Annotated in this window: 17 protein-coding genes; 7 read left to right on the top strand and 10 right to left on the bottom strand. The window is 68.1% G+C overall.

The annotated features are described in order from the left end of the window. Positions 1 to 1,020 (top strand): acetamidase/formamidase family protein, encoded by a 1,020-nt coding sequence (locus L8H00_RS04735; RefSeq protein WP_242096087.1) that lies wholly within the window; start codon positions 1 to 3, stop codon positions 1,018 to 1,020. 149 nt (positions 1,021 to 1,169) lie between these two features. On the opposite strand, the gene L8H00_RS04730 is transcribed toward L8H00_RS04735, so the two are convergent. The 6 genes from L8H00_RS04730 to L8H00_RS04705 all read right to left on the bottom strand — a co-directional run bounded on the left by L8H00_RS04730 (position 1,170) and on the right by L8H00_RS04705 (position 9,963). After that, positions 1,170 to 1,745, bottom strand: a complete 576-nt coding sequence (locus L8H00_RS04730; protein WP_242096086.1) for a GDSL-type esterase/lipase family protein — start codon at positions 1,743 to 1,745, stop codon at positions 1,170 to 1,172. 75 nt (positions 1,746 to 1,820) lie between these two features. Further along, positions 1,821 to 3,656 (bottom strand): phosphoenolpyruvate carboxykinase (GTP), encoded by a 1,836-nt coding sequence (locus L8H00_RS04725; protein ID WP_347340709.1) that lies wholly within the window; start codon positions 3,654 to 3,656, stop codon positions 1,821 to 1,823. A 102-nt stretch (positions 3,657 to 3,758) separates the two neighbouring features. Then, positions 3,759 to 4,034 (bottom strand): hypothetical protein, encoded by a 276-nt coding sequence (locus L8H00_RS04720; protein WP_242096084.1) that lies wholly within the window; start codon positions 4,032 to 4,034, stop codon positions 3,759 to 3,761. 68 nt (positions 4,035 to 4,102) lie between these two features. Continuing rightward, positions 4,103 to 5,635 (bottom strand): efflux transporter outer membrane subunit, encoded by a 1,533-nt coding sequence (locus tag L8H00_RS04715; protein ID WP_242096083.1) that lies wholly within the window; start codon positions 5,633 to 5,635, stop codon positions 4,103 to 4,105. Then, on the bottom strand, positions 5,635 to 8,826 hold the full coding sequence (locus L8H00_RS04710; protein WP_242096082.1) for an efflux RND transporter permease subunit: 3,192 nt from the start codon (positions 8,824 to 8,826) through the stop codon (positions 5,635 to 5,637). The genes L8H00_RS04715 and L8H00_RS04710 overlap by 1 nt, the downstream gene beginning before the upstream one ends. Positions 8,827 to 8,832: 6 nt before the next feature. After that, positions 8,833 to 9,963, bottom strand: a complete 1,131-nt coding sequence (locus tag L8H00_RS04705; RefSeq protein ID WP_242096278.1) for an efflux RND transporter periplasmic adaptor subunit — start codon at positions 9,961 to 9,963, stop codon at positions 8,833 to 8,835. A gap of 171 nt (positions 9,964 to 10,134) precedes the next feature. On the opposite strand from L8H00_RS04705, the gene L8H00_RS04700 reads away from it, so the two are divergent. Continuing rightward, entirely contained in the window at positions 10,135 to 10,734 is a 600-nt protein-coding gene (locus L8H00_RS04700; RefSeq protein WP_242096081.1) for a TetR/AcrR family transcriptional regulator, read from the top strand. A 66-nt stretch (positions 10,735 to 10,800) separates the two neighbouring features. Here L8H00_RS04700 and L8H00_RS04695 read toward each other — a convergent pair whose 3' ends face one another. After that, positions 10,801 to 12,396 carry an isocitrate lyase gene (locus tag L8H00_RS04695; protein WP_242096080.1) on the bottom strand — a complete coding sequence of 532 codons (1,596 nt, stop codon included), beginning with the start codon at positions 12,394 to 12,396 and terminating at the stop codon, positions 10,801 to 10,803. Positions 12,397 to 12,502: 106 nt separating this feature from the next. Beyond that, complete coding sequence (locus L8H00_RS04690) at positions 12,503 to 12,658, bottom strand: hypothetical protein (RefSeq protein ID WP_242096079.1); 156 nt, start codon at positions 12,656 to 12,658, stop codon at positions 12,503 to 12,505. A gap of 151 nt (positions 12,659 to 12,809) precedes the next feature. Here L8H00_RS04690 and L8H00_RS04685 point away from each other — a divergent pair, with 151 nt between their 5' ends. Further along, positions 12,810 to 14,183, top strand: a complete 1,374-nt coding sequence (locus L8H00_RS04685) for a helix-turn-helix transcriptional regulator (protein ID WP_242096277.1) — start codon at positions 12,810 to 12,812, stop codon at positions 14,181 to 14,183. A 13-nt stretch (positions 14,184 to 14,196) separates the two neighbouring features. Here the strand turns inward: L8H00_RS04685 and L8H00_RS04680 are convergent, their stop codons facing one another. Further along, positions 14,197 to 14,649 (bottom strand): DUF4126 domain-containing protein, encoded by a 453-nt coding sequence (locus L8H00_RS04680; protein ID WP_242096078.1) that lies wholly within the window; start codon positions 14,647 to 14,649, stop codon positions 14,197 to 14,199. A 169-nt stretch (positions 14,650 to 14,818) separates the two neighbouring features. Between L8H00_RS04680 and L8H00_RS04675 the strand changes: the two genes are divergently transcribed. The 4 genes from L8H00_RS04675 to L8H00_RS04660 all read left to right on the top strand — a co-directional run bounded on the left by L8H00_RS04675 (position 14,819) and on the right by L8H00_RS04660 (position 19,019). Then, on the top strand, positions 14,819 to 15,517 hold the full coding sequence (locus L8H00_RS04675) for a pirin family protein (protein ID WP_242096077.1): 699 nt from the start codon (positions 14,819 to 14,821) through the stop codon (positions 15,515 to 15,517). 48 nt (positions 15,518 to 15,565) lie between these two features. After that, a complete protein-coding gene (locus L8H00_RS04670; RefSeq protein ID WP_242096076.1) occupies positions 15,566 to 16,156 on the top strand; it encodes an NADPH-dependent FMN reductase in 591 nt (196 codons plus the stop codon). A gap of 89 nt (positions 16,157 to 16,245) precedes the next feature. Further along, positions 16,246 to 17,790 (top strand): DUF1800 domain-containing protein, encoded by a 1,545-nt coding sequence (locus tag L8H00_RS04665; protein ID WP_242096075.1) that lies wholly within the window; start codon positions 16,246 to 16,248, stop codon positions 17,788 to 17,790. 14 nt (positions 17,791 to 17,804) lie between these two features. Next, on the top strand, positions 17,805 to 19,019 hold the full coding sequence (locus L8H00_RS04660) for a DUF1501 domain-containing protein (RefSeq protein ID WP_242096074.1): 1,215 nt from the start codon (positions 17,805 to 17,807) through the stop codon (positions 19,017 to 19,019). A gap of 245 nt (positions 19,020 to 19,264) precedes the next feature. Here L8H00_RS04660 and L8H00_RS04655 read toward each other — a convergent pair whose 3' ends face one another. Then, the gene (locus L8H00_RS04655; protein WP_242096073.1) at positions 19,265 to 20,890 is read right to left on the bottom strand and encodes an inorganic phosphate transporter; all 1,626 of its coding nucleotides are present in this window, start codon (positions 20,888 to 20,890) and stop codon (positions 19,265 to 19,267) included. Between the last annotated feature and the right edge of the window lie 32 nt (positions 20,891 to 20,922).

Raw genomic sequence — 20,922 nt, 5'->3', positions numbered from 1 at the left:
ATGCGCCTCCCCCTTTTCGCGACGCTGGCCGCCGCCACGCTTGCGGCCCCGCTGTCCGCCGAAACCTATGAGCTGAAGGCCACGCCGCAGACCGTCGCCTGGGGCCATTACGACGCCACCGACAAGCCGGTGCTGACGATCCGGTCGGGCGACACGGTGGTGATCCACACGCTGCTGACCAACAGCCCCACGGGCCTGGAAAAGGCGGGCGTGGCACCGGCGGACGTGGAGCCGGCGCTGCGCGCGGTGTTCGACGGCGTGCCCGCCAGCGCGCGCGGCCCCGGCGGCCATATCCTCACCGGGCCGATCGCGATCGCCGGCGCGGAGCCCGGCGACATGCTCGAGGTGCGGATCCGCAAGATCGATCTGGCGATCCCCTATGCCTATAATGCGTTCCGCTACGGCGCCGGCTTCCTGACCGACGATTTTCCCTATGCGCGGATGAAGATCGTGCCGCTCGACGCCAAGCGGATGGTCGGCCGGTTCGCGCCCGGCATCGACGTGCCGCTCGCGCCGTTCTTCGGCAGCATGGGCGTGGCGCCGCCGCCTTCCTTCGGCCGCTACGACTCCGCACCGCCCACCATCAACGGCGGCAACATGGACGACAAGGCGCTGGTGGCGGGCACGATCCTGTTCCTGCCCGTGCACGCGGCGGGCGCGCTGTTTCAGGTGGGCGACGGCCATGCGGCGCAGGGCAATGGCGAGGTGGACATCACCGCGCTCGAAACCTCGCTGACGGGCACGTTTGAATTCGTGCTGCACAAAAAGGCGCCGCTCGCCTATCTGCGCGCCGAGACGCCCAAGGCCTATATCGCGATGGGCTTCGACGACGATCTGAGCAACGCGACGCGCAAGGCGCTGCGCAACATGATCGATTTCCTGGTGAGCGAAAAGGGCATGACCCGCGACGACGCCTACATGCTCGTCAGCGTGGCGGGCGATGTCGAGATCACCGAACTGGTCGACCACAACAAGGGCGTGCACGTCGTGGTGCCCAAGGCGCTGTTTGCCAGGCGGTGACGGCACGGCGCTCGGCCTGGATTTGATGACGTTACGTTGATCCGTTCGCCCTGAACTTGTCGAAGGGCCGTACCGACGGCAAAGTCAGCCTTGCGGGGAGCGTGCTTCGACAAGCTCGGTACGAACGGATAGAGCTGATGTCATTAGGCCTAGCCGTCGCCTGCCGCGAGCGCCCGCTCCACCGCGGGCAGCATCGCCGCCACCACCGCGGTAATCGCCCGCGCGTTGGGGTGGACGCGGTCGGCCAGCACCATGTCGGGATGCCCCAGCACGCCAGGCGGAAAGAACGGCCACACCGCCGCCCCGTGCCGCGCCGCTACCGCCTCGTGGATGCCCACATGGCCGCCCGCGCGCGCCGCGAGGAAGGCGGGTGGCGTCACCGTCGTCAGCAGCACCGGCACGCGGCAACGGCCCAGCTCCGCCAGCAGCGCGTCGAGATTGGCGCGGGTCGCGGCCGGTGGCAGCCGGTGCAGCACGTCGTTGGGGCCGATCTGCACGATCGCGAGATCCGGGCGCGCGCCAAGCCGCGTGAGGACGCGCGGCAGGCGGCGCACGGCATCCGCGGTCGTGTCGCCCGCCATGCCCGCGTCGATCACCACCGCCCCTGGATGCCGCGCGCGCAGCCCGCGTTCGAGCTGCGCGCAAAAGCCATCGGCGCGGGACAGGCCATAGCCGGCGACGAGACTGTCGCCGAACGCGAGAACAAGCGGAAAATTCGGGGGCATCGGTAAGGAACAGATAGGCGGTGCGCGCCGAAAGATAAGGCCGCACCCGCCATTCCCGCCCCGCCGATGGCCCCGCTATCCCCGCGCGAGCCGCTCCTCCAGCGCGTGCTGCTGCCGGACCAGCGCCCGCGGCAGCCGGTCGCCGAAGATCGCCAGATCGGCGGCGTTCGCGCGCGCCTCCTCGCGCCAGGCGACCGGATCGACCTGCAACAGCGTGGCGAGCGCGTCCTCCGACAAGTCCAGCCCCTCCAGATCGAGCGCGTCCGGGCTCGGCAGCGTGCCGATCGGGGTGGCCACGCCCTCCCCCCGGCCTTCGCACCGTTCGACGATCCATTTCAGCACGCGCGCATTGTCGCCATAGCCCGGCCAGAGGAAGCGACCGTGAGCGCCCTTGCGGAACCAGTTGACGAGGAAGAGGCGCGGCAGCTGCCGGTCGTCCGACTGCGCCGCCGCGCCGATCCGCAGCCAATGGTCGAAATAATCCGCCATGTCATAGCCGCAAAAGGGCAGCATCGCGAAAGGATCGCGGCGCAACACGCCCACCGCGCCCTCGGCCGCGGGCGTACCCTCCGACGCGATGTTCGCGCCCAGATACACGCCATGCTCCCAGTCGAACGCCTCCACGACGAGCGGCACCGCGCTCGCGCGCCGGCCGCCGAACAGGATCGCCGAGATCGGCACGCCTGCCGGATCGTCCCATTCGGGTGCGATCACGGGGCATTGCGCGGCGGGCACGGTGAAGCGCGCATTGGGGTGCGCCGCGGGCTTGCCGCTCGCGGGATCCCAGGGCTCGCCCTGCCAGTCGATCAGCCCGGCGGGCGGCGTCTCGGTCAGCCCTTCCCACCACACGTCGCCATCGGGGGTGAGCGCGGTGTTGGTGTAGATCGCGTTGGCGTGAAGCGTGGCGATGGCGTTGCGGTTGGTCGCGGGGCTGGTGCCCGGCGCCACGCCGAAGAACCCCGCCTCCGGGTTCACCGCATAGAGCCGGCCGTCCTGGCCGAAACGCATCCACGCGATGTCGTCGCCGATCGTCTCCGCCGTCCAGCCGGGGATGGTCGGCTCGAGCATCGCCATGTTGGTCTTGCCGCACGCGCTGGGAAAGGCGGCGGCGACGAAATGGACGCGGCCCTCGGGGCTGGTGAGCTTCAGGATCAGCATATGCTCGGCCATCCAGCCGCCGTCGCGCGCCATGACGCTCGCGATGCGCAGCGCGAAGCATTTCTTGCCGAGCAGCGCATTGCCGCCATAGCCCGAGCCATAGGACCAGATCTCGCGCGTCTCGGGATAATGGACGATCCATTTCTCGGCGTTGCACGGCCAGGCGACATCGGCCTGCCCGGGCGCGAGCGGCATGCCCACCGAATGGACGCAGCGCACGAAGAACCCGTCCTCGCCCAGCATCGCCAGCGCCGCGTCGCCCATCCGCGTCATCAGCCGCATCGACATCACGACATAGGCGCTGTCGGTGATCTCGACGCCGATCGCGCTCTGCGCCGCGCCGATCGGGCCCATGCAGAATGGCACGACGTACATCGTCCGCCCGCGCATGCAGCCATCGAACAGCGCGGCCATCGTGGCGCGGGTCTCGGCGGGGTCGCGCCAGTTGTTGGTCGGCCCCGCATCCTGTTCGCGCTCGGAGCAGATGAAGGTGCGGCTTTCGACCCGCGCGACGTCACGCGGATCGGAGCGCGCATAGAAGCTGTTGGGGCGCTTGGCGGGATCGAGCGGGATCAGCGTGCCGGCCGCCGTCAGCGCCGCCGCCATCGCCTGCCACTCCGCCTCCGATCCGTCGCACCAGTGGATCGCGTCGGGTTTGGCCAGCGCTGCGACGTCCTCCACCCAGGCGCGCAGCGCGTGGTGGCGCGTGGGCGCGTCGATGGTCAACGAACGGGGCTCGTCATGGCCTCTCATGGGGCGGTCCTCTCCAGGTCGGTCGGCGGCCGATGCTTCGGCTCGCCACAGGCCTGTCGCTATAGCCAATGAGGCCCGCAACACGAGAGGATTCGGCCAAACCTATCGATAGGCGCGCAGATGCTTCCCGCCATAACGCTGGCCGATATAGCTGGTCAGCCGCTGCATGATGCCCGACGCCTCGGCGGCGCTTTGCGGGCAGCACGAAATCGGCATGGGTGCCGCCGCCGCGTCCGAACGCCGCTCCACCTTGTGGCAAAGCTCTTCGATATCGGCGCGGGTCAGCAGGTTCTTCTCGCGCATCAGGCAGAGCAGGCTCTGCAGGATGATGAGGCTTTCCTCGCCGGGATCGGCCTGGAAGGACGGGGTGGTGGCCATCGCTCTCTCCTTATCGTTTTCGGACAAGGTACGCGCATTTTCGCCGCTGGCAAGCGGGCGGCCGGCCCTCAGCTCAGGCCGCCCCCCAGCGCCCGGTACAGCTCGACGAGGTTACTTCCGCGGTTGAGCCGGGTCGTCACCAATTGCTGCTGCGCGGCATAGGCGGTGCGCTGCGCATCGAGCGAGGTGAGGAAGGAATCCACTCCCGATCGGTAGCGCGCCTCCGACAGCCGCGCCGCCACCTGTGCGGCATTGGCACGCGCGGACTGGGCGGCGATCTGCTCGTCGATCGTGCCGCGCTCCGCCAGCGCATCGGCCACCTCGCGGAACGCGGTCTGCACCGTCTTCTGATAGGTCGCGACCGCCGCATCGCGCGAGGCGCGGGCATAATCGAGATTGCCCTTGTTGCGGCCGCCGTCGAACAGCGGCAGCGCGATCGAAGGGCTGGCGGTGTAAGTGCGCGTTCCGCTGGCGAACAGGCCGCCGAGCGCGGTGCTGATCGTGCCCAGCGTCGCCGTCAGCGAGATCGTGGGGAAGAACGCCGCACGCGCCGCGCCGATATTCGCGTTCTGCGCGATCAATTGATGCTCCGCCTGAAGCACGTCGGGGCGGCGCAGCAGCACGGTCGAGGACAGGTCGGTCGGCAGCACCTGGATGCCCGGCCGCATGTCGCCGAGCGCAGGGGGCAGCAGCGCGGCTTCCACCGGCGTGCCGACGAGCAGGTCGAGCGCGTTGCGATCGCGCGCGATCTGCGTGCGCAGCACCGCGATGTCGTTGCGCGCGGCCTGATAATTCGTCTCCGCCTGACGCGACTCCAATTCGGAGGCCACCCCGATGCGGAACTGCGCGGTCGTGAGATCCAGCGTTTCCTTGAACGTGCCCAGCGTCTGCTGCGACAGCGCGAGCTGATCCTCGTCCGACGCGATCGTCAGCCATGCGGACGCGATCTCGGCGATCAGCGTGATGCGGGTGCTGCGCTGCGCCTCCTCGGTCGCGAAATATTGCTCGAGCGCCGCCTTGCTCAGATTGCGGACGCGGCCGAACAGATCGAGTTCGAACGCCGACACGCCGACGTTCGCGCTGTAATAATGAAGGTCGGTCGATCCCGTGCCGACCGCGCTGCCGACCGTGCCGGTGCCCGTGGCGGCGGTTCCCGTGGTGGTGCCGCCGGTCGTCGTGCTCCCCGTCGTCGTGGTGCCCGTGGCCCCCGTGGCACCGCCGGTGGCTCCCGAGGCGCCGAACAGATTGTTCGTGTACGTCGCCGATCCCGACGCCGCCACCGATGGCAGCAACTCGGCGCGCTGCACGCGATATTGCGCACGCGCCTGCAGCACATTGGCCGCCGCGACCTGGAGATCGCGGTTGTTGTCGAGGCCGCGCTGGATCACCTGGCGCAGGCGCTCGTCGATGAAGAAATCGCGCCAGCCGACGCGCGTGATGTCGCGCGCGTCGGTCGCCGCGGCGGGATAGACGCCGCCCTGCGGGAGCGCCGCGGGCACGCCACCCGCCGGGCGGACATAGGTGGGCGCGAGGTTGCAACCAGCGAGCGCGGTGCTGGCGGCGAGCGCCGCCACGAGGGGGAAACGGATCGTCACGGCCATCAGGCTCCCTGCGGCGCGGGGGTCGCGCCATCGGTATCGTTCGGGTCGGCGCGGCGCTCCTCGTGCGCTTCGTCCTTGCCGCCATGCCGGCCGAACAGGCGCAGCACGACGACGAAGAACATCGGCACGAAGAAGATCGCCAGGATGGTAGCGGACAGCATGCCGCCGACCACCGCACGGCCGATCGCATTCTGTCCGCCGGCACCCGCACCGGTGGAGATGGCGAGCGGGAAGACGCCGAAGATGAACGCCAGCGACGTCATCAGGATCGGACGAAGGCGCAGCTTGGCCGCGGCGATCGCGGCGTCGAACGCGTTCTTGCCGTCGCGCATCTGCTCCTCGGCGAATTCCACGATCAGGATCGCGTTCTTGGCCGAAACGCCGATCGTGGTGATGAGGCCCACCTGCAGATAGATGTCGTTGCCAAGGCCCGTCAGCGTCGCAGCGAGCAGCGCCCCCACGATCCCCAGCGGCACCACCAGCATCACCGAGATCGGCACCGACCAGCTTTCGTAAAGCGCCGCCAGGCAGAGGAACACGATGAGCAGCGACAGCCCGTAGAGCGCCGGCGCCTGGCCGCCCGATAGCCGCTCCTCATAGCTGAGACCGGTCCATTCGAGCGCGGTGCCCGGCGGCAGCTTGGCGTGGATCGCCTCGATCGCCGCCATCGCGGTGCCCGACGACACGCCGGGCGCGGGCTGGCCGAGGATTTCCATCGCCGGCTGCCCGTTATAGCGGGTGAGCTGCACCGGCGCCTGGCTCCAGCTCAGATCGGCGAAGGAGCTGAACGGCGCCATCGTGCCCGTCGCCCCGCGCACATAGAAGTCGCCGATATCCTCGGGCGCCATCCGATAGGGCTGGTCGGCCTGGAAATAGACGCGCTTCACGCGGCCACGGTCGATGAAGTCGTTGATGTAGCTGCCGCCCCAGGCGCTGGAGATCGTGTCGTTGACGGTCGAGAGATCGAGGCCGAGTGCACGCGCCTTGTCGTGATCGACGTTGATCTTCAACTGCGGCGCGTCGTCGAGCGCGTTGGGACGCACGCCGACCAGCGACTTGTCCTGCATCGCCATGCCGAGCATCATGTTGCGCGCCTCGAGCAGCTTGGCGTGGCCGATGCCGGTCTGATCGACCAACTGGAAGTCGAAGCCGGTCGCGTTGCCCAGTTCCTGCACCGCCGGCGGCACGACCGCGAAGATCATCGCATCCTTGAACTGCGAGAACACGCCCATCGCGCGGCCGGCGATCGCCTGCGCCTTGTTGGCGGCGCCGGCGCGATCCTCCCAGCCTCTGAGCGGGATGAAGGCGATGCCGCTGTTCTGGCCGCTGCCCGCGAAGCTGAAGCCGTTGAGCGTGTAGACGCCCTGGATGTTCTTGCCCTCGGCATTCAGGAAATGGTTCTGGATCGTGTCGAGCGCCTTTTCGGTGCGCGCGCTCGATGCACCCGACGGGCCCTGCACCAGCGCGATCATGATGCCCTGATCCTCGTCCGGCAAAAAGCCGGTGGGCAGGCGGACGAACAGCACCGCCATGCCGATCACGATCAGCCCGTAGATCAGCGCAGACCGCTTCCAGTTGCGCGCCGTCCCGCGCACGCCGCGCTCGTATTTTGCCTGGCCGCGATCGAACTTGTCGTTGAACCAGCGGAAGAAGCGCGCGAGCGGCCCGTTGCTCTCCCGCCTGTCGGGATCGTGCGGCTTCAGGATCGTCGCGCACAGCGCGGGCGTGAGGATCAACGCGACCGACACCGACAGCACCATCGCGGAGACGATCGTGATCGAGAATTGGCGATAGATGACGCCGGTCGACCCGCCGAAGAACGCCATCGGCAGGAACACCGCCGACAGCACCAGCGCGATGCCGATCAGCGCGCCGGTGATCTCGTCCATCGATTTGCGCGCGGCATCCTTGGGGCTGAGATGCTCGGTCTGGATCAGCCGTTCGACATTTTCCACGACGACGATCGCATCGTCGACGAGCAACCCGATCGCCAGCACCATGCCGAACAGCGTGAGCGTGTTGATCGAATAGCCCGCGATCGCCAGCACGCCGAACGTGCCGAGCAGCACCACCGGCACCGCGATCGTCGGGATGAGCGTCGCGCGGAAATTCTGGAGGAACAGGAACATCACGAGGAAGACGAGCACCACCGCCTCGACCAGCGTCTCGATCACCTGCTTGATCGACAGGCGGACGAAGGGCGAGGTGTCGTAGGGGAAGATCACCTTCACGTCGGGCGGGAACTGCTTGGCGATCGCGTTCACCCGCGCCTTCACCGCGGTGACGGTGTCGAGCGCGTTCGCCCCGGGCGCCAGCTTGATGCCGATGCCCGATGCAGGCTTGCCGTTCCACTTGGACGAGAAGCCGTAATTCTCCGCGCCGATTTCGACGCGCGCCACGTCGCGCAGCCGGACGATCGACCCGTCGGCATTGCTCTTCAGGCTGATCGCGCCGAACTGCTCGGGCGTGGTCAGGCGCGATTCGACCGAGACGGTCGCGTTGAGCATCTGCTCCTTGGGGGCCGGCTGCGCGCCGATCTGGCCGGCGGCGACCTGCGCGTTCTGCGCGATGACTGCGCTGCGGATGTCCGCCATGGTCAGCGCGTAATTGTTGAGCTTCAGCGGATCGACCCAGATGCGCATCGCATATTGCGAGCCGAACACCTGCGTATCGCCGACGCCGTTGACGCGCGCGAGCGGATCCTGGAGCTTGGAGACGATGTAATCGGCGAGATCGTCGCCGTTATGCTTGCCGTTCTCGGAATAGAGCCCGACGAAGAGCAGGAAGTTCTGCGTCGCCTTGGCGACAAGAATGCCCTGTTGCTGGACCTCCTGCGGCAGCAGCGGCGTCGCGGCCTGCAGCTTGTTCTGCACCTGCACCTGCGCGATGTCGGGATCGGTGCCCTGTTCGAACGTCAGCGTGATGGTGACGGTGCCCGCCGAGCTCGACACCGACGAGAAGTAGCGAAGATGGTCGAGCCCCTTCATCTGCTGCTCGATGAGCTGCGTCGTGGTGTTCTCGAGCGTCTGCGCGTCCGCGCCCGGATAGGTCGCGGTGATCGACACCGCGGGCGGCGCGATGGTCGGGAATTGCGAGATCGGCAGCGATCGGATGGCCAGGATGCCCGCGAGCATCAGGACCATCGCGATGACCCATGCGAAGATGGGGCGATCGATGAAATAACGGGCCATGGTGCGTTACTTGCCCTGTGCCTGAGGCTGCGCCTGCGCGGGTGCGGCGGGCTGGGCGTTCGGGTTCCAGGGGCTGGGCTGCACCGGCATGCCGGGGCGAAGGTTCATGCCACCCTCCACGATCACCCGGTCGCCGGGGCGCAGGCCGCCGGTGACGAGCCAATTGTCGCCGATTGTCCGGTTCGTCTGGAGCGAGCGCGGCGCGACCTTGTTGTCCGGCCCCACCACCATCACGGTCGCGTTGCCGCGCTCGTCGCGGCTGACGGCGCGTTGCGGCACCAGCATCGCCCTGGCCTGCGTGCCCTCCACCAGCTGCGCGCGGACATACATGCCCGGCAGCAACAGGCCGTTGGGATTGGGGAACAGCGCGCGGATCACCTGCGTGCCCGTCGTCGGGTCCACCGTCACGTCGGCAAAGCGCAGCGTGCCCTCGGGGCCGAACGTCGTGCCGTCCTCCAGCAGCAGCTTCACGCGCGCATTGCCGTCGCGCGCCACCTGGCCCGCGAGGATCTGCTGGCGCAGCTTCAGCAGGTCGGCGCTCGATTGCTGGATATCGACATAGATCGGGTCCAGCCGCTGGATCGTCGCGAGCGGATCGGTCTGCGCGGCGGTGACGAGCGCGCCCGTGGTGTAGACCGAGCGGCCGATGCGTCCGGCGATCGGCGCGCGCACGGTGGTGCGGCCCAGATCGATCTGCGCGGTGCGCAGCGCGGCCTGCTGGGCCGCGACGTCGGCCTGCGCCTGTGCCGCGCTGGTCTGCGAATTCTCGTAATCCTGCTTCGAGATCGCGTTGATCTTCACCAGCTCGCCGTAACGCCGCGCCAGCGCCGCGCTCGACGCGATCGCCGCCTTCGCCCGCGCCAGCGCCGCACGGGCGTTGGCCACCTGCGCCTGATAGGGCGAGGCGTCGATGCGGTAGAGCGGCTGGCCCTGGCGGACCATGTCGCCTTCGGTGAACAGCCGCGCCTCGACGATGCCATTGACCTGCGGCCGGACCTGCGACGTTTCGTAGGCGGAGGTGCGGCCGGGCAGCTCGTTCGTCAGCGTCACCGCCTGTTCACGTACCGTCACATACCCGACCGCCGGTGCGGGTGGCTGGGCCGGCTGCGTGGCCGGCTTGCCGCACGCGGCCAGCATCAGAGTCAGCGCAGGCGCGGTGCGACGAAGAAAATTCATGCGTGGATCTGCCGAATAATTTATGTGAGTGATCGATCACTCACAAAATGCTGCTACTGCGAAGACGATAGCAGCGTCAAGCGGCTTGGACTTGGGACGAGGATGGAAATGGAAGGCTTGTGCAGCGGGGGGATGCGGGATCGTGCGGGATCGCGCCGGCTGCGCGTGATCGATGCGGCGCGCAAGCTGTTCGTGAACAACGGCTTTCACGCGACCGGCGTGGCGCAGATCGCCAGGGAGTCGGGTGTCGCGGTCGGCCAGATCTATCGCGATTTCGAGGCCAAGGAAGATATCGTCGCCGCGATCGTCGAGGGCGATTGCTACGCCTTTCTCGAACGCGAGTCGCTGTATCGTGCGATCGCGGCCGGTGACGAGACGCTGGTATGGGCGTGGATCCGCCAGTTCATGCGCCCTTCCGACCAGAGCACCAGCGAGCCGCTGTTCGCCGAGATCATCGCCGAATCGACTCGCAACGCCCGCATCGCCGCGATCTTCACGCGCACGCAGGGCGCGGTGGAGGGCGACATGCACGCCGCCCTCGCCCTTCTCGCGCCGGGCGACCATCTGGCGCGCCGCCGCGCGGTGCTGGGCGACATGATCCTCACCCAGTCGCTGGGGCTGATGCAGCACCGGCTGCTGCGGCCGCTGCGCGATACCGATATGCTGCTCGAGATGATCCTGGCCGCGATCGCCGCCGAAGTCCGCGCGATGCGGGGCGAAGACCGGCCCTGAACCGCTCCGCGCACGGACGAAGCGGTTCAGGGCTGACGCAGCGAAGTCACGTCGGCAAACGCCGCCTCAGGCGGCGAACTGGTTCATCGTGTTGTGCGCGCCGCCCGCCTTCAGCGCGGCCTCGCCAGCGAAATATTCCTTGTGATCGTCGCCGAGATCGCTGCCCGACATGTTCTGGTGCTTCACGCAGGCGATGCCCTCGCGGATTTCGCGGCGCTGGACGCCCTTCACATAGCCCAGCATCCCTGCCTCGCCGAAATACTCCTTGGCCAGGTTGTCGGTGGACAAGGCCGCGGTGTGATAGGTCGGCAAGGTGATGAGATGATGGAAGATGCCCGCGCGCGCCGCGGCATCCTTCTGGAAGGTGCGAATGCGCTCGTCCGCCTCGCGCCCCAGCGCGGTGTCGTCGTAATCCACGCTCATCAGCCGGGCGCGATCATAAGCCGCGACGTCCCTGCCCTCCTGCTGCCAGGCGTCGAACACCTGCTGGCGGAAGTTCAGCGTCCAGTTGAACGAGGGCGAGTTGTTGTAGACCAGCTTGGCGTTCGGAACGACGTCGCGGATCCGGTCGACCATCGCGGCGATCTGCTCGATATGCGGCTTCTCGGTCTCGATCCACAACAGGTCGGCGCCGTTCTGTAGCGAGGTGATGCAATCCAGCACGCAGCGATCCGCGCCGCTGCCCTCGCGAAACTGGTAGAGGTTGGACGGCAGGCGTTTGGGCCGCATCAGCTTGCCGTCGCGTTCGATCACCACATCCCCGCGCAGCGCCGCGATGTCGGTCACCTCCTCGCAGTCGAGGAACGCGTTATACCGATCGCCGAGATCGCCCGGCTCCTTAGAATAGGCGATCTGCTTGGTGAGGCCGGCGCCCAGCGAATCGGTGCGCGTGACGATGATCCCGTCCTCGACGCCCAGTTCGAGGAAAGCGTAGCGGCAGGCGCGCACCTTTGCGAGGAAGTCCTCGTGCGGCACCGTCACCTTGCCGTCCTGATGCCCACATTGCTTTTCGTCGGACACCTGGTTTTCGATCTGCAGCGCGCAGGCGCCTGCCTCGATCATCTTGCGTGCGAGCAGATAGGTCGCCTCGGCATTGCCGAAGCCCGCATCGATATCGGCGATGATCGGCACGACATGCGTCTGGTGGTTGTCGATCGCCTTCAGCAACCGCTGCTCCTCGATCGCATTGCCCGCCGCGCGCGCGGCGTCCACCTCGCGGAACATCATGCCGAGTTCGCGGGCATCGGCCTGACGCAGAAACGTGTAGAGCTCCGCGATCAGCGCGGGCACGCTCGTCTTCTCGTGCATCGATTGGTCGGGCAGCGGCCCGAATTCGCTGCGGAGCGCCGCCACCATCCAGCCCGAGAGATAGAGATAACGCCGCTCGGTCGAGCCGAAATGCTTTTTGATGGAAATCATCTTCTGCTGGCCGATAAAGCCGTGCCAGCAGCCGAGCGACTGGGTGTAGGCCGCGGGATCGGCGTCATAGGCCGCCATGTCGCGCCGCATGATCCCTGCGGTGTAGCGCGCGATGTCGAGCCCGGTCTGGAAGCGGTTCTGCACGCGCATCCGCGCGACGCCTTCGGGGTCGATCCCGGCCCAGCTTTCGCCATGGCTTGCGACCAGTTGGCCGATCCGGCCGGTTTCGTCCTGATAGGTCATGAAACTTCCTTCGCGCGGAGGCGGCTCCGCGAATGATGGTGCGGGAAGGGATTGTCCGCCGGCCGGTCTCCCGTCCGGCGGACACCTTTCCTCCCCAGGAAAGTCGTCAGCCGAGACGGCCGAGGCGGTGATAGAGATTCGAGAATTTGGCCGAGCGGGGCTCGTCGGCGATCTTGCGGACGTAATCGCCGACTGCTTCCTTCAGCAGCGAGAAATCCTCGGTCGAGAAAACGGCGCGGCTGCGTTGCGGTTCGTTGGACATCCGGTCTCTCCTTCATCGGTCCGTTGGTTGTGGTGTAATCCGCAAGAATGCAGCCGCGAAGCCGGTGCGGCTCGATTATCGTGTCGTCAGGTCGTCGGAATCAGGGTATCCATAGCTATATTGTAAAGAACGTGACGAATTGGAGCCGACGATCGCGCGGGAAAAACTGCTTGCCGGCCATGCCGTGCGCCGCCTGCGCCGCCGCCACGGGCTCACCCAGGCGGCCATGGCGGAGATGCTCGTCATTTCGCCGAGCTATCTGAACCTGATCGAGCGCAACCAGCGTGCGGTGCCCGCCGGGCTGCTCGTCCGCCTGGCCGAGGCGTTCGATTTCGATCCGCGCGAACTGGCGGCGGGCGAGCCCGGCGGCGGCGGTGAGGCAATCCGCCGGCGGCTCGGCGACCCACTGTTCGCCGATCTGGACATCGACCGCCACGAGATCGAGGAATGGCTGGCGGCGGCGCCGGGCGGCGCGGAGGCGTTCGCGCGCGCCTTCGATCGCGGTGGCGGTGGTGGGATGCCGGCGGCGGGCGACGATGCCGCAGGATCGGTGCGGCGCGAGGTCGAACGCTGGCGCAACTTCTTTCCCGATCTCGACGCCGCCGCCGAAGCGCTGGCTGACGAGTTGCGGCTGAGCGGCGCCGATCTCTATGGCGCGATGGTCGAGCGGCTGCGCGTCCGCCACGGGCTGTCGATCCGCATCCTGCCGACCGACGTGCTGCCCGACGCGCTGCGGCGGCTCGATCTGCACGCGCGGCAATTGCAGCTGAGCGAGACGCTGCCGCCGTCCGCCAGGATCTTCGAACTGGCCGCGCAGCTCGGCCAGTTGGAGGCACGCGCCGAGATCGATGCGCTGGTGCGCGGCGCGGGCTTTGCCGATCGCGTGGCGGAGCGGCTGTTCCGCAGCCATCTGACCGGCGCCTTCGCCGCGGCGGTGATGATGCCCTATGCCCGCTTCCTGCGCGCCTGCGAGGGCAGCGGCTATGACCTGACGACCTTGCAGCACCGGTTCGGCGCGGGCTTCGAACAGGTGGCGCAGCGGCTGACCAGCCTGCAACGCGTGGGCGCGCGCGGCTTGCCCTTCTTCATGATCCGGATCGACCGGGCCGGGCAGGCGTCGGTGCGTCAGGCAGGTGCGAGCGGATCGGTGCTCGTCGCAGCCGAGGGGCGATGCCCGCTATGGCGGATCCACCATGCGTTCGACCGGCCGGGATCGCTCACGATCCAGCTGGTCGAACTGGAAGACGGCGCACGCTGGTTCGTCCAGGCGCAGGCGGTCCCCGCGGTCGGCGATCCGGCGCATGGCGGGCCCAATGCGGTGCCCGCCGAATTCGCGATCGGCCTCGGCGTGTCGGCCGCGCAGGCCGCAGGGCTGGCGGCGGCGCGAGGGGTGGATCTGGCGGGCTATGCCACCCCGATCGGGCTCGGATGCCGCGCCTGCCTGCGCGAGGCTTGCGCGCAACGCTCGGCCCCGCCCGCCAGCCGCGCGATGGCGCCGGTCACTCCGTCACTCGAGGGCGGGTGACGCGGTTGTTCGGTCAAGCCACGGCTGTGCGCGCGATCGCCGCGGCGCCTGCGATCACCGCGACATCTTCCACGAACCCGGTCGGCGTCTGGCCATAGCGCGCCATCGCCGCCTTGCGCGCCCGCCAGCCGGGATAGGAGGCCGCGACCGCCGTCAGGCCGCCGACCGCCGCGCCCAGCCAGCGCCGGCGGTGCGGGGCGAGCGCCGCCCCGGCGATGGCGGAGGTGGCGAAGCGCGCGGCGAGGCCCACCGGCACGATCCGGTCCGGCGCGGTCTTCTGCTTGTCGCCGGCCATCTCGCCGATCGCCAGCACCAGCGCGCCCGCCGCGACGAGCGGATGGCCGAGCAGCGCCGGTGCGCCATTGTCGTCGGGGAGTTCGTCGCGGGCGGCGGCGATCGCGACGACGGCGAGCGGCGTCATCGCCCGCTGGCCGCCGACCAGACCCATCAGAAACGAAGCCAGCATCGCAAATCTCCTGTCGATATGCCTGCACAAACGCACGCCCCCCATCCCGGATGCGTGGCGGATCGATCATTTCTGCAACGATGCGATGCCGATGTTTCTATTTCGATGATGCGCACCACGCCACATCTAGACGGCAACGGGGCGCCATCGCTCCATTTGGAGACCGATCATGATCGAACGCAGGCCCTTTACGACGCTGGGTGCGGCCAACCACGGCTGGCTCGACGCGCACCACCATTTCTCCTTCGCCAATTATTACGAGCCCGCGCGCATGGGCTGGGGTCCGATCCGCGTGTGGAACGACGATGCGATCGCCGCCGGCACCGGCTTTCCGCCGCACGCCCATGCCGACATGGAGATCGTCACCTATGTCCGCGAAGGCGCGATCACGCATCAGGACAGCCTGGGCAACACTGGCCGCACCGAGGCGGGCGACGTGCAGGTGATGAGCGCCGGATCGGGTGTGCGCCATTCCGAATATAACCGCGAGGGCGACACAACGCGGATTTTCCAGATCTGGATCGAGCCGAAAACGCGCGGCGCGACGCCGGCCTGGGGCGCCAAGCCCTTCCCCAAGGGCGAGCGCGCCGGCCAGTTCGTGACGCTCGCCAGCGGCTTCGCGGACGATGCCGAGGCGCTGCCGATCCGCACCGATGCCCGTATCGTCGGCGCGACGATCCGCGCGGGCGAGACGGCGGACTATGCGCTCGACCCGGCGCACCACGCCTATCTGGTGCCCGCGCGGGGCACGGTGCTGGTGAACGGCGTGCGCATCGAGGCGCGCGACGGCGCGGCGATCCTGGGCGAGCGCATGCTGCAGGTGACGGCGATCGACGATGCCGAGATCGTCCTCGTCGATGCCGCATGATCGCCGTGCAGGGCTTGACCGATCGTCGCCCGGCATGAGGATAGCGCGATGACCGACTCCATCCTCGTCTTCTACGGCTCCTATCGATCCGATCGCCTGGGCATCCGTCTCGCCCATTATATCGTCGCCGCGCTGAACGCGCGCGGTGCGCGGGCCGAGCTGATCGACGCCCAGGCGATCGGGCTGCCGATGCTCGACCGGATGTACAAGGAATATCCCGCCGGCAGCGCCCCACCCGCGCTCGAGACGCTGGCGGGCAAGATCAAGGCCGCCGACGCGTTCGTCTTCGTGACGGGCGAGTATAATTGGAGCGTCCAGCCGGGACTCAAGAACCTCACCGATCATTTCCTCGAGGAATGGTTCTGGCGACCGGCGGCGATCGCCAGCTATTCGGCCGGGCGCACCGCCGGCGTGCGCGCGGGAACGGCGTGGCACGGCATCCTGTCGGAAATGGGGATGGTGGTGGTGTCGAGCACGCTGGCGGTGGGCGGGATCGCCGCGGCGTTCGATGCGGAAGGCCTGCCGACCGGAGACGGCGGCGCCGCAGTGACGCACGCCTTTCCTCGCTTCGCCGACGATCTCGCCTGGTGGACCGAGGCGACGCGCGCGCAGAAAGCCCGCCGCGCGCCGCCCTATTGAGAGATCGCCGCGGATGAAGCAGCGATGAAATCGGCGTCACGCAGCACGCTTCCATCATAGGTTCATCTTCCGCCTATTAGAGCGGATTCATGGTGAGATCGGCCAACCGGGCACGCCCATCGGGGCTTTGGACAGCGCGGATCGGCGCCGCGGCGATCGGCGCCCTGGCGCTGGCGTCCACGCCGCTCGGCGCCGCGCAGCCCAATCCGGCGGCGCGGATCGCCTGGGCCGACCGGCTGACCTGGGGCGCGACCGGCGCGACCCCGGCGGGCGATCCACCCGGTTCCGATCGCTGGCTGGCGGCGCAACTCGCCAGTGCCGACACCACGCTGCCGCCGGACGCCGCCGCGCAGGTGGCGGCGATGCGGATCACGACCGAGCCGCTCGCCGCGATCGTGGTGGAGCAGGACGCCGCCAACCGCGACAGCAACGCGCTGACCGATCCCGACCAGAAAAAGGCCGCGCGCGACGTCTATCAGAAATCGATGAACGCGCTGGCCGACGAGGCCCGCGCGCGGTCGGTGCTGCGCGATCTCTATGCGCCCGATCAGCTTCGCGAGCAGATGACGTGGTTCTGGTTCGACCAGTTCAACGTGCAGGCGGGCAAGCGCGACATCCGCGCGATGGTCGGCGATTACGAAGACACGCTCCACGCCCACGCGCTCGGCCGCTTCCGCGATCTGCTGGAGGCGACGCTGCGCCATCCGGCGATGCTGCGCTATCTCGACAACGACCAGAATGCGGCGGGCAAGATCAACGAAAATTACGCGCGCGAAATCATGGAACTGCACACGATGGGCGTGGGCTCCGGCTATAGCCAGGCGGACGTGCAGGAGCTGGCACGCATCCTGACCGGCGTCGGCGTCGATCTGAAGCCCGATGCGCCGCGGCTGAAGCCGGCGCTCCAGCCGCTCTACGTCCGCGCCGGGCTGTTCGAGTTCAATCCGGCGCGTCATGATTTCGGCGACAAGCATTTCCTCGGCCATGTCATCAAGGGATCGGGGTTCGACGAGGTGGGGCAGGCGCTGGACCTGATCGCGCGCGCGCGCGCCACCGCGCACCATGTGTCGCTGCGCATCGCGACCTATTTCATGGGCGACACCCCGCCCCCCGCCGTGGTCGACCGGATGGCGGCGACCTTCCGCCGCAGCGACGGCGATATCGGCCAGGTGATCCGCACGATGACGCGCTCGCCCGAATTCAGCGCGTCGCTGGGGCGGGCGTTCAAGGATCCGATCCATTATGCGGTCTCCGCCGTGCGGCTCGCTTATGGCGACCGCACGATCCTGAATGCGCAGCCGCTGCTCAACTGGCTGAACCGGATGGGCGAAGGCCTCTACAATCACGAGACGCCCGATGGCTATCCGCTCACCTCGGCTGCCTGGTCGGGGCCGGGGCAGATGGCGACCCGGTTCGACATCGCGCGCCAGATCGGCGGCGGTGCGGCGGGGCTGTTCCGCGCCTCCGGCGCCGCGGCGGACCGGCCGGCCTTTCCGCAGTTGCAGAACGCGCTCTATTATGGCGCGATCGCCGCGACGCTGGCGCCGGCAACGCGCGCCACGCTGTCGCAGGCGGCCTCGCCGCAGGAATGGAACGCGCTGTTCCTCTCCTCGCCCGAGTTCATGCGCCGTTAGCCGGGAGACGCCTGATGCACATCCATCGTCGAGACCTGTTGCGCGGCGCCGCCGCAACGCTGCCGTTCGTGGTGGCCGGACAGGCGTTCGCCGCCCCGCAGGCGGACAGCCGACTGCTCGTCGTGTTCCTGCGCGGTGCCTATGACGCCGCCAACATCGTCGCGCCCACGGGCAGCGACTTCTACCACCAGGCGCGCCCCGGCATCCGCCTCGCCAAGCCTGATCCGGCCGATCCCAAATCCGCGCTACCGCTGGACGCCGATTGGAGCCTCCATCCCGCGCTGAAGGACAGCCTCTACCCGCTGTGGCAGAAACGGCAGCTCGCCTTCGTGCCGTTCGCGGGCACCGACGATATGAGCCGCAGCCATTTCGAGACGCAGGACACCATCGAACTCGGCCAGCCGATCGCCGGCCACCGCGATTACGGATCGGGCTTCATGGCGCGGTTGGCGGGCGTGCTCGGCAGCCGCGACCGGCCGATCGCCTTCACCGACCAGCTTCCCTTGTGCTTTCGCGGCGGCGCCGATCCGATCCCCAATTTGGCGATGGCGAATGTCGGCAAGCCGATCGACGCGCGCCAAGCAAAGCTGATCGAGGCGATGTACCAGGGGCAGCATGTCGGCACGAGCGATCTCGGCCGATCCGTCGCCGAGGGGTTCGCGGTGCGCGACACGGTGTTCCGCACGCTGGACGACGAGATGAAGGCCTCCGCCCGCGGCGCAGTCAGCGCGCGCGGCTTCGAACTGTCGGCGCAGCGGATCGGCACGCTGATGCGCAGCCAGTTCAACCTCGCCTTCGTCGATGTCGGCGGGTGGGACACGCATGTGAACCAGGGCGGCGCGACCGGCTATCTTGCCGACCGGATCGGCGAACTGGGTCGCGGGCTCGCGGGTTTCGCCGACGCGATCGGGCCCGATGCGTGGCGCGCTACGACGGTGGTGGTCGTCTCCGAATTCGGCCGCACCTTTCGCGAGAATGGCGATCACGGCACCGACCACGGCCATGGCAGCGTCTATTGGGTGATGGGCGGCGGCGTGGCCGGCGGCCGGATCGCGGGGCCGCAGGCGGCGGTGAGCGCCGCGACGCTCAACCAGGGCCGCGACCTGCCGGTGCTGACCGATTACCGCGCGCTGATCGGCGGGCTGGTGAAGCGCCAATATGGCATCGATCAGGCGCGGATGGGCACGTTGTTCCCAGGCGCGGAGCCGGTGGATCTGAAGCTGATCTGATCCAAGTGATCGTGCGTCGGGGTTGCTTCAGCGTCCGATGACTTGACCCTGTTCCGCTCGCCCTGAGCTCGTCGGAGGGCGTGCCAAACCGGGGAACGCTCGCCAGGGGACAGCGTGCTTCGACAAGCTCCGCAAGAACGGATCGAGGCTGGATCAAACTACCGTCGCTCTAGGCAGCAAATGTCGTGTCGTGATGCCGGAGGGCGGGAGCATCATCGCAACCCACACCCCCCGCCCGCCGCGGCTCACGCGATCCCGAGCCCGTGCAGCCCCGCCAGGAACAGCGCGTAGAGCAATCCCGCGATCGCCATGGCGGCCGGCAGCGTGAGCACCCAGGCGAGCGCGATGTTGCGCACCGTGCTGGCCTGGAGGCCCGAGCCGTTCGCCACCATCGTGCCCGCCACGCCGCTCGACAGGATGTGCGTGGTCGAGACCGGCATGCCCTTCACCTGCGCAAGCAGGATCGTGCTGGCCGCGACCAGTTCGGCGGCGGCGCCCATGCCATAGGTCAGGTGCGTGCGCCCGATCTTCTCGCCGACCGTGACCACGATCCGCCGCCAGCCGATCATCGTGCCGAGCCCGAGCGCGAGCGCCACCGCCACCTTCACCCAGAGCGGGATGTAGCGCGTGCCCTTTTCCAGCAGCCCCTCATAGGTCTTGAGCTTGGCCGCACCGCCGTTGGGGAAGCGGGTCTTGGCGGTGTCCTCGTCCTTGGTCGACAGGCGCAGCGTATCGAAGACGAGGTACATCGCGTTGCGCACGTTCTTGGTCTGCGCGGCGGGGACGTGGCGGATCGAGCCGTAATTGGTCAGTTCGGTCGCGATTTCGCCCGAAACGGTGTCGAGCGCGGCATAGACCGCAGGGGCATCCGGCTTGTGATCGCGCAGTGCCTGCTTCAACGTCGCCTGGGCGGTCGGCAGATCGGGATGCGCCCCGCCCGATTTCTGGCGGAACACGCCCTGCGCACTGGTCGCCGCCTGGATGAACGCGGGCGTCGAGCTGTCGGGCATGGTGCGGTTGAGCGAATAGGCGGTGGGCGCCACGCCGATCAGAATGAGCATGATGAGCCCCATCCCCTTCTGCCCGTCATTGCCGCCATGCGCGAACGACACCGCGGTGCAGGTGAAGATCAGCAGCACGCGGATATGGAAGGGCGGCGGCGTATCCGCCTTCGGCTCCTGATAGAGCGTGGGGTCGGGCAGCACGCGCTTCATCGCCCACAGCAAGGCGGCCGCGCCGAAGAAGCCGATCAACGGGCTGACCAGCAGCGCCAGCAGCACGCTTTCCGCCTGGCTCCATTCCACGCCCGACGCACCGTGCGTCAGGATCTGGTTGGCGAGGCCCACGCCCAGGATCGATCCGATCAGCGCGTGGCTCGACGAATTGGGCAGCCCGAAGAACCAGGTGCCCAGATTCCACGTGACCGCCGCGATCAGGAGCGCGAAGATCATCGCATAGCCGCCGACCGAGCCGACGTTGAGGATCAGATCGACCGGCAGCAGCGTGACGATGCTGTACGCCACCGCGCCGGTCGACACGAGCACGCCGATGAAGTTCCACGCGCCCGACCACATCACGGCGACGACGGGCTTGAGCGAATGCGTGTAGATGACCGTCGCCACCGCATTGGCGGTGTCGTGGAAGCCGTTGACGAATTCGAAGCCGAGCGCAACGAGCAGCGCGAGACCCAGGAACAGGAACGCGCCGATCGCGAGCGGTTCGCCGACGTTGCGCGTGTCGAGCAGCACGCTCGCGCCGGCATAGACGATCCCGCCGACCAGCAGGAGCAGGAACACCGTCATCCCGGCAGGATGCATCCGGTGACTCGGAAGAGCCGCGCCGTCGTTCGCGTCGATCGCCTGGGATGCCATGGCTGTTCCTCCGTATAGCATCCCATCCTGAC

Source organism: Sphingomonas sp. CROZ-RG-20F-R02-07 (assembly GCF_022662335.1).
GTDB lineage: Bacteria > Pseudomonadota > Alphaproteobacteria > Sphingomonadales > Sphingomonadaceae > Sphingomonas.
The sequence above is the reverse complement of the archived record's forward strand: the minus strand, read 5'-3'. Positions and strand labels throughout refer to the sequence as shown.

Excerpts from the sequence above, each read along its gene's own strand:
- L8H00_RS04655 (WP_242096073.1), bottom strand. The coding sequence starts at position 20,890 with ATGGCATCCCAGGCGATCGACGCGAACGACGGCGCGGCTCTTCCGAGT.
- L8H00_RS04690 (WP_242096079.1), bottom strand. The coding sequence starts at position 12,658 with ATGTCCAACGAACCGCAACGCAGCCGCGCCGTTTTCTCGACCGAGGAT.
- L8H00_RS04730 (WP_242096086.1), bottom strand. The coding sequence starts at position 1,745 with ATGCCCCCGAATTTTCCGCTTGTTCTCGCGTTCGGCGACAGTCTCGTC.
- L8H00_RS04670 (WP_242096076.1), top strand. The coding sequence starts at position 15,566 with ATGACCGACTCCATCCTCGTCTTCTACGGCTCCTATCGATCCGATCGC.
- L8H00_RS04735 (WP_242096087.1), top strand. The coding sequence starts at position 1 with ATGCGCCTCCCCCTTTTCGCGACGCTGGCCGCCGCCACGCTTGCGGCC.
- L8H00_RS04710 (WP_242096082.1), bottom strand. The coding sequence starts at position 8,826 with ATGGCCCGTTATTTCATCGATCGCCCCATCTTCGCATGGGTCATCGCG.
- L8H00_RS04705 (WP_242096278.1), bottom strand. The coding sequence starts at position 9,963 with ATGCTGGCCGCGTGCGGCAAGCCGGCCACGCAGCCGGCCCAGCCACCC.
- L8H00_RS04725 (WP_347340709.1), bottom strand. The coding sequence starts at position 3,656 with ATGAGAGGCCATGACGAGCCCCGTTCGTTGACCATCGACGCGCCCACG.
- L8H00_RS04680 (WP_242096078.1), bottom strand. The coding sequence starts at position 14,649 with ATGCTGGCTTCGTTTCTGATGGGTCTGGTCGGCGGCCAGCGGGCGATG.
- L8H00_RS04720 (WP_242096084.1), bottom strand. The coding sequence starts at position 4,034 with ATGGCCACCACCCCGTCCTTCCAGGCCGATCCCGGCGAGGAAAGCCTC.
- L8H00_RS04675 (WP_242096077.1), top strand. The coding sequence starts at position 14,819 with ATGATCGAACGCAGGCCCTTTACGACGCTGGGTGCGGCCAACCACGGC.
- L8H00_RS04660 (WP_242096074.1), top strand. The coding sequence starts at position 17,805 with ATGCACATCCATCGTCGAGACCTGTTGCGCGGCGCCGCCGCAACGCTG.
- L8H00_RS04695 (WP_242096080.1), bottom strand. The coding sequence starts at position 12,396 with ATGACCTATCAGGACGAAACCGGCCGGATCGGCCAACTGGTCGCAAGC.
- L8H00_RS04665 (WP_242096075.1), top strand. The coding sequence starts at position 16,246 with ATGGTGAGATCGGCCAACCGGGCACGCCCATCGGGGCTTTGGACAGCG.
- L8H00_RS04715 (WP_242096083.1), bottom strand. The coding sequence starts at position 5,635 with ATGGCCGTGACGATCCGTTTCCCCCTCGTGGCGGCGCTCGCCGCCAGC.
- L8H00_RS04700 (WP_242096081.1), top strand. The coding sequence starts at position 10,135 with ATGCGGGATCGTGCGGGATCGCGCCGGCTGCGCGTGATCGATGCGGCG.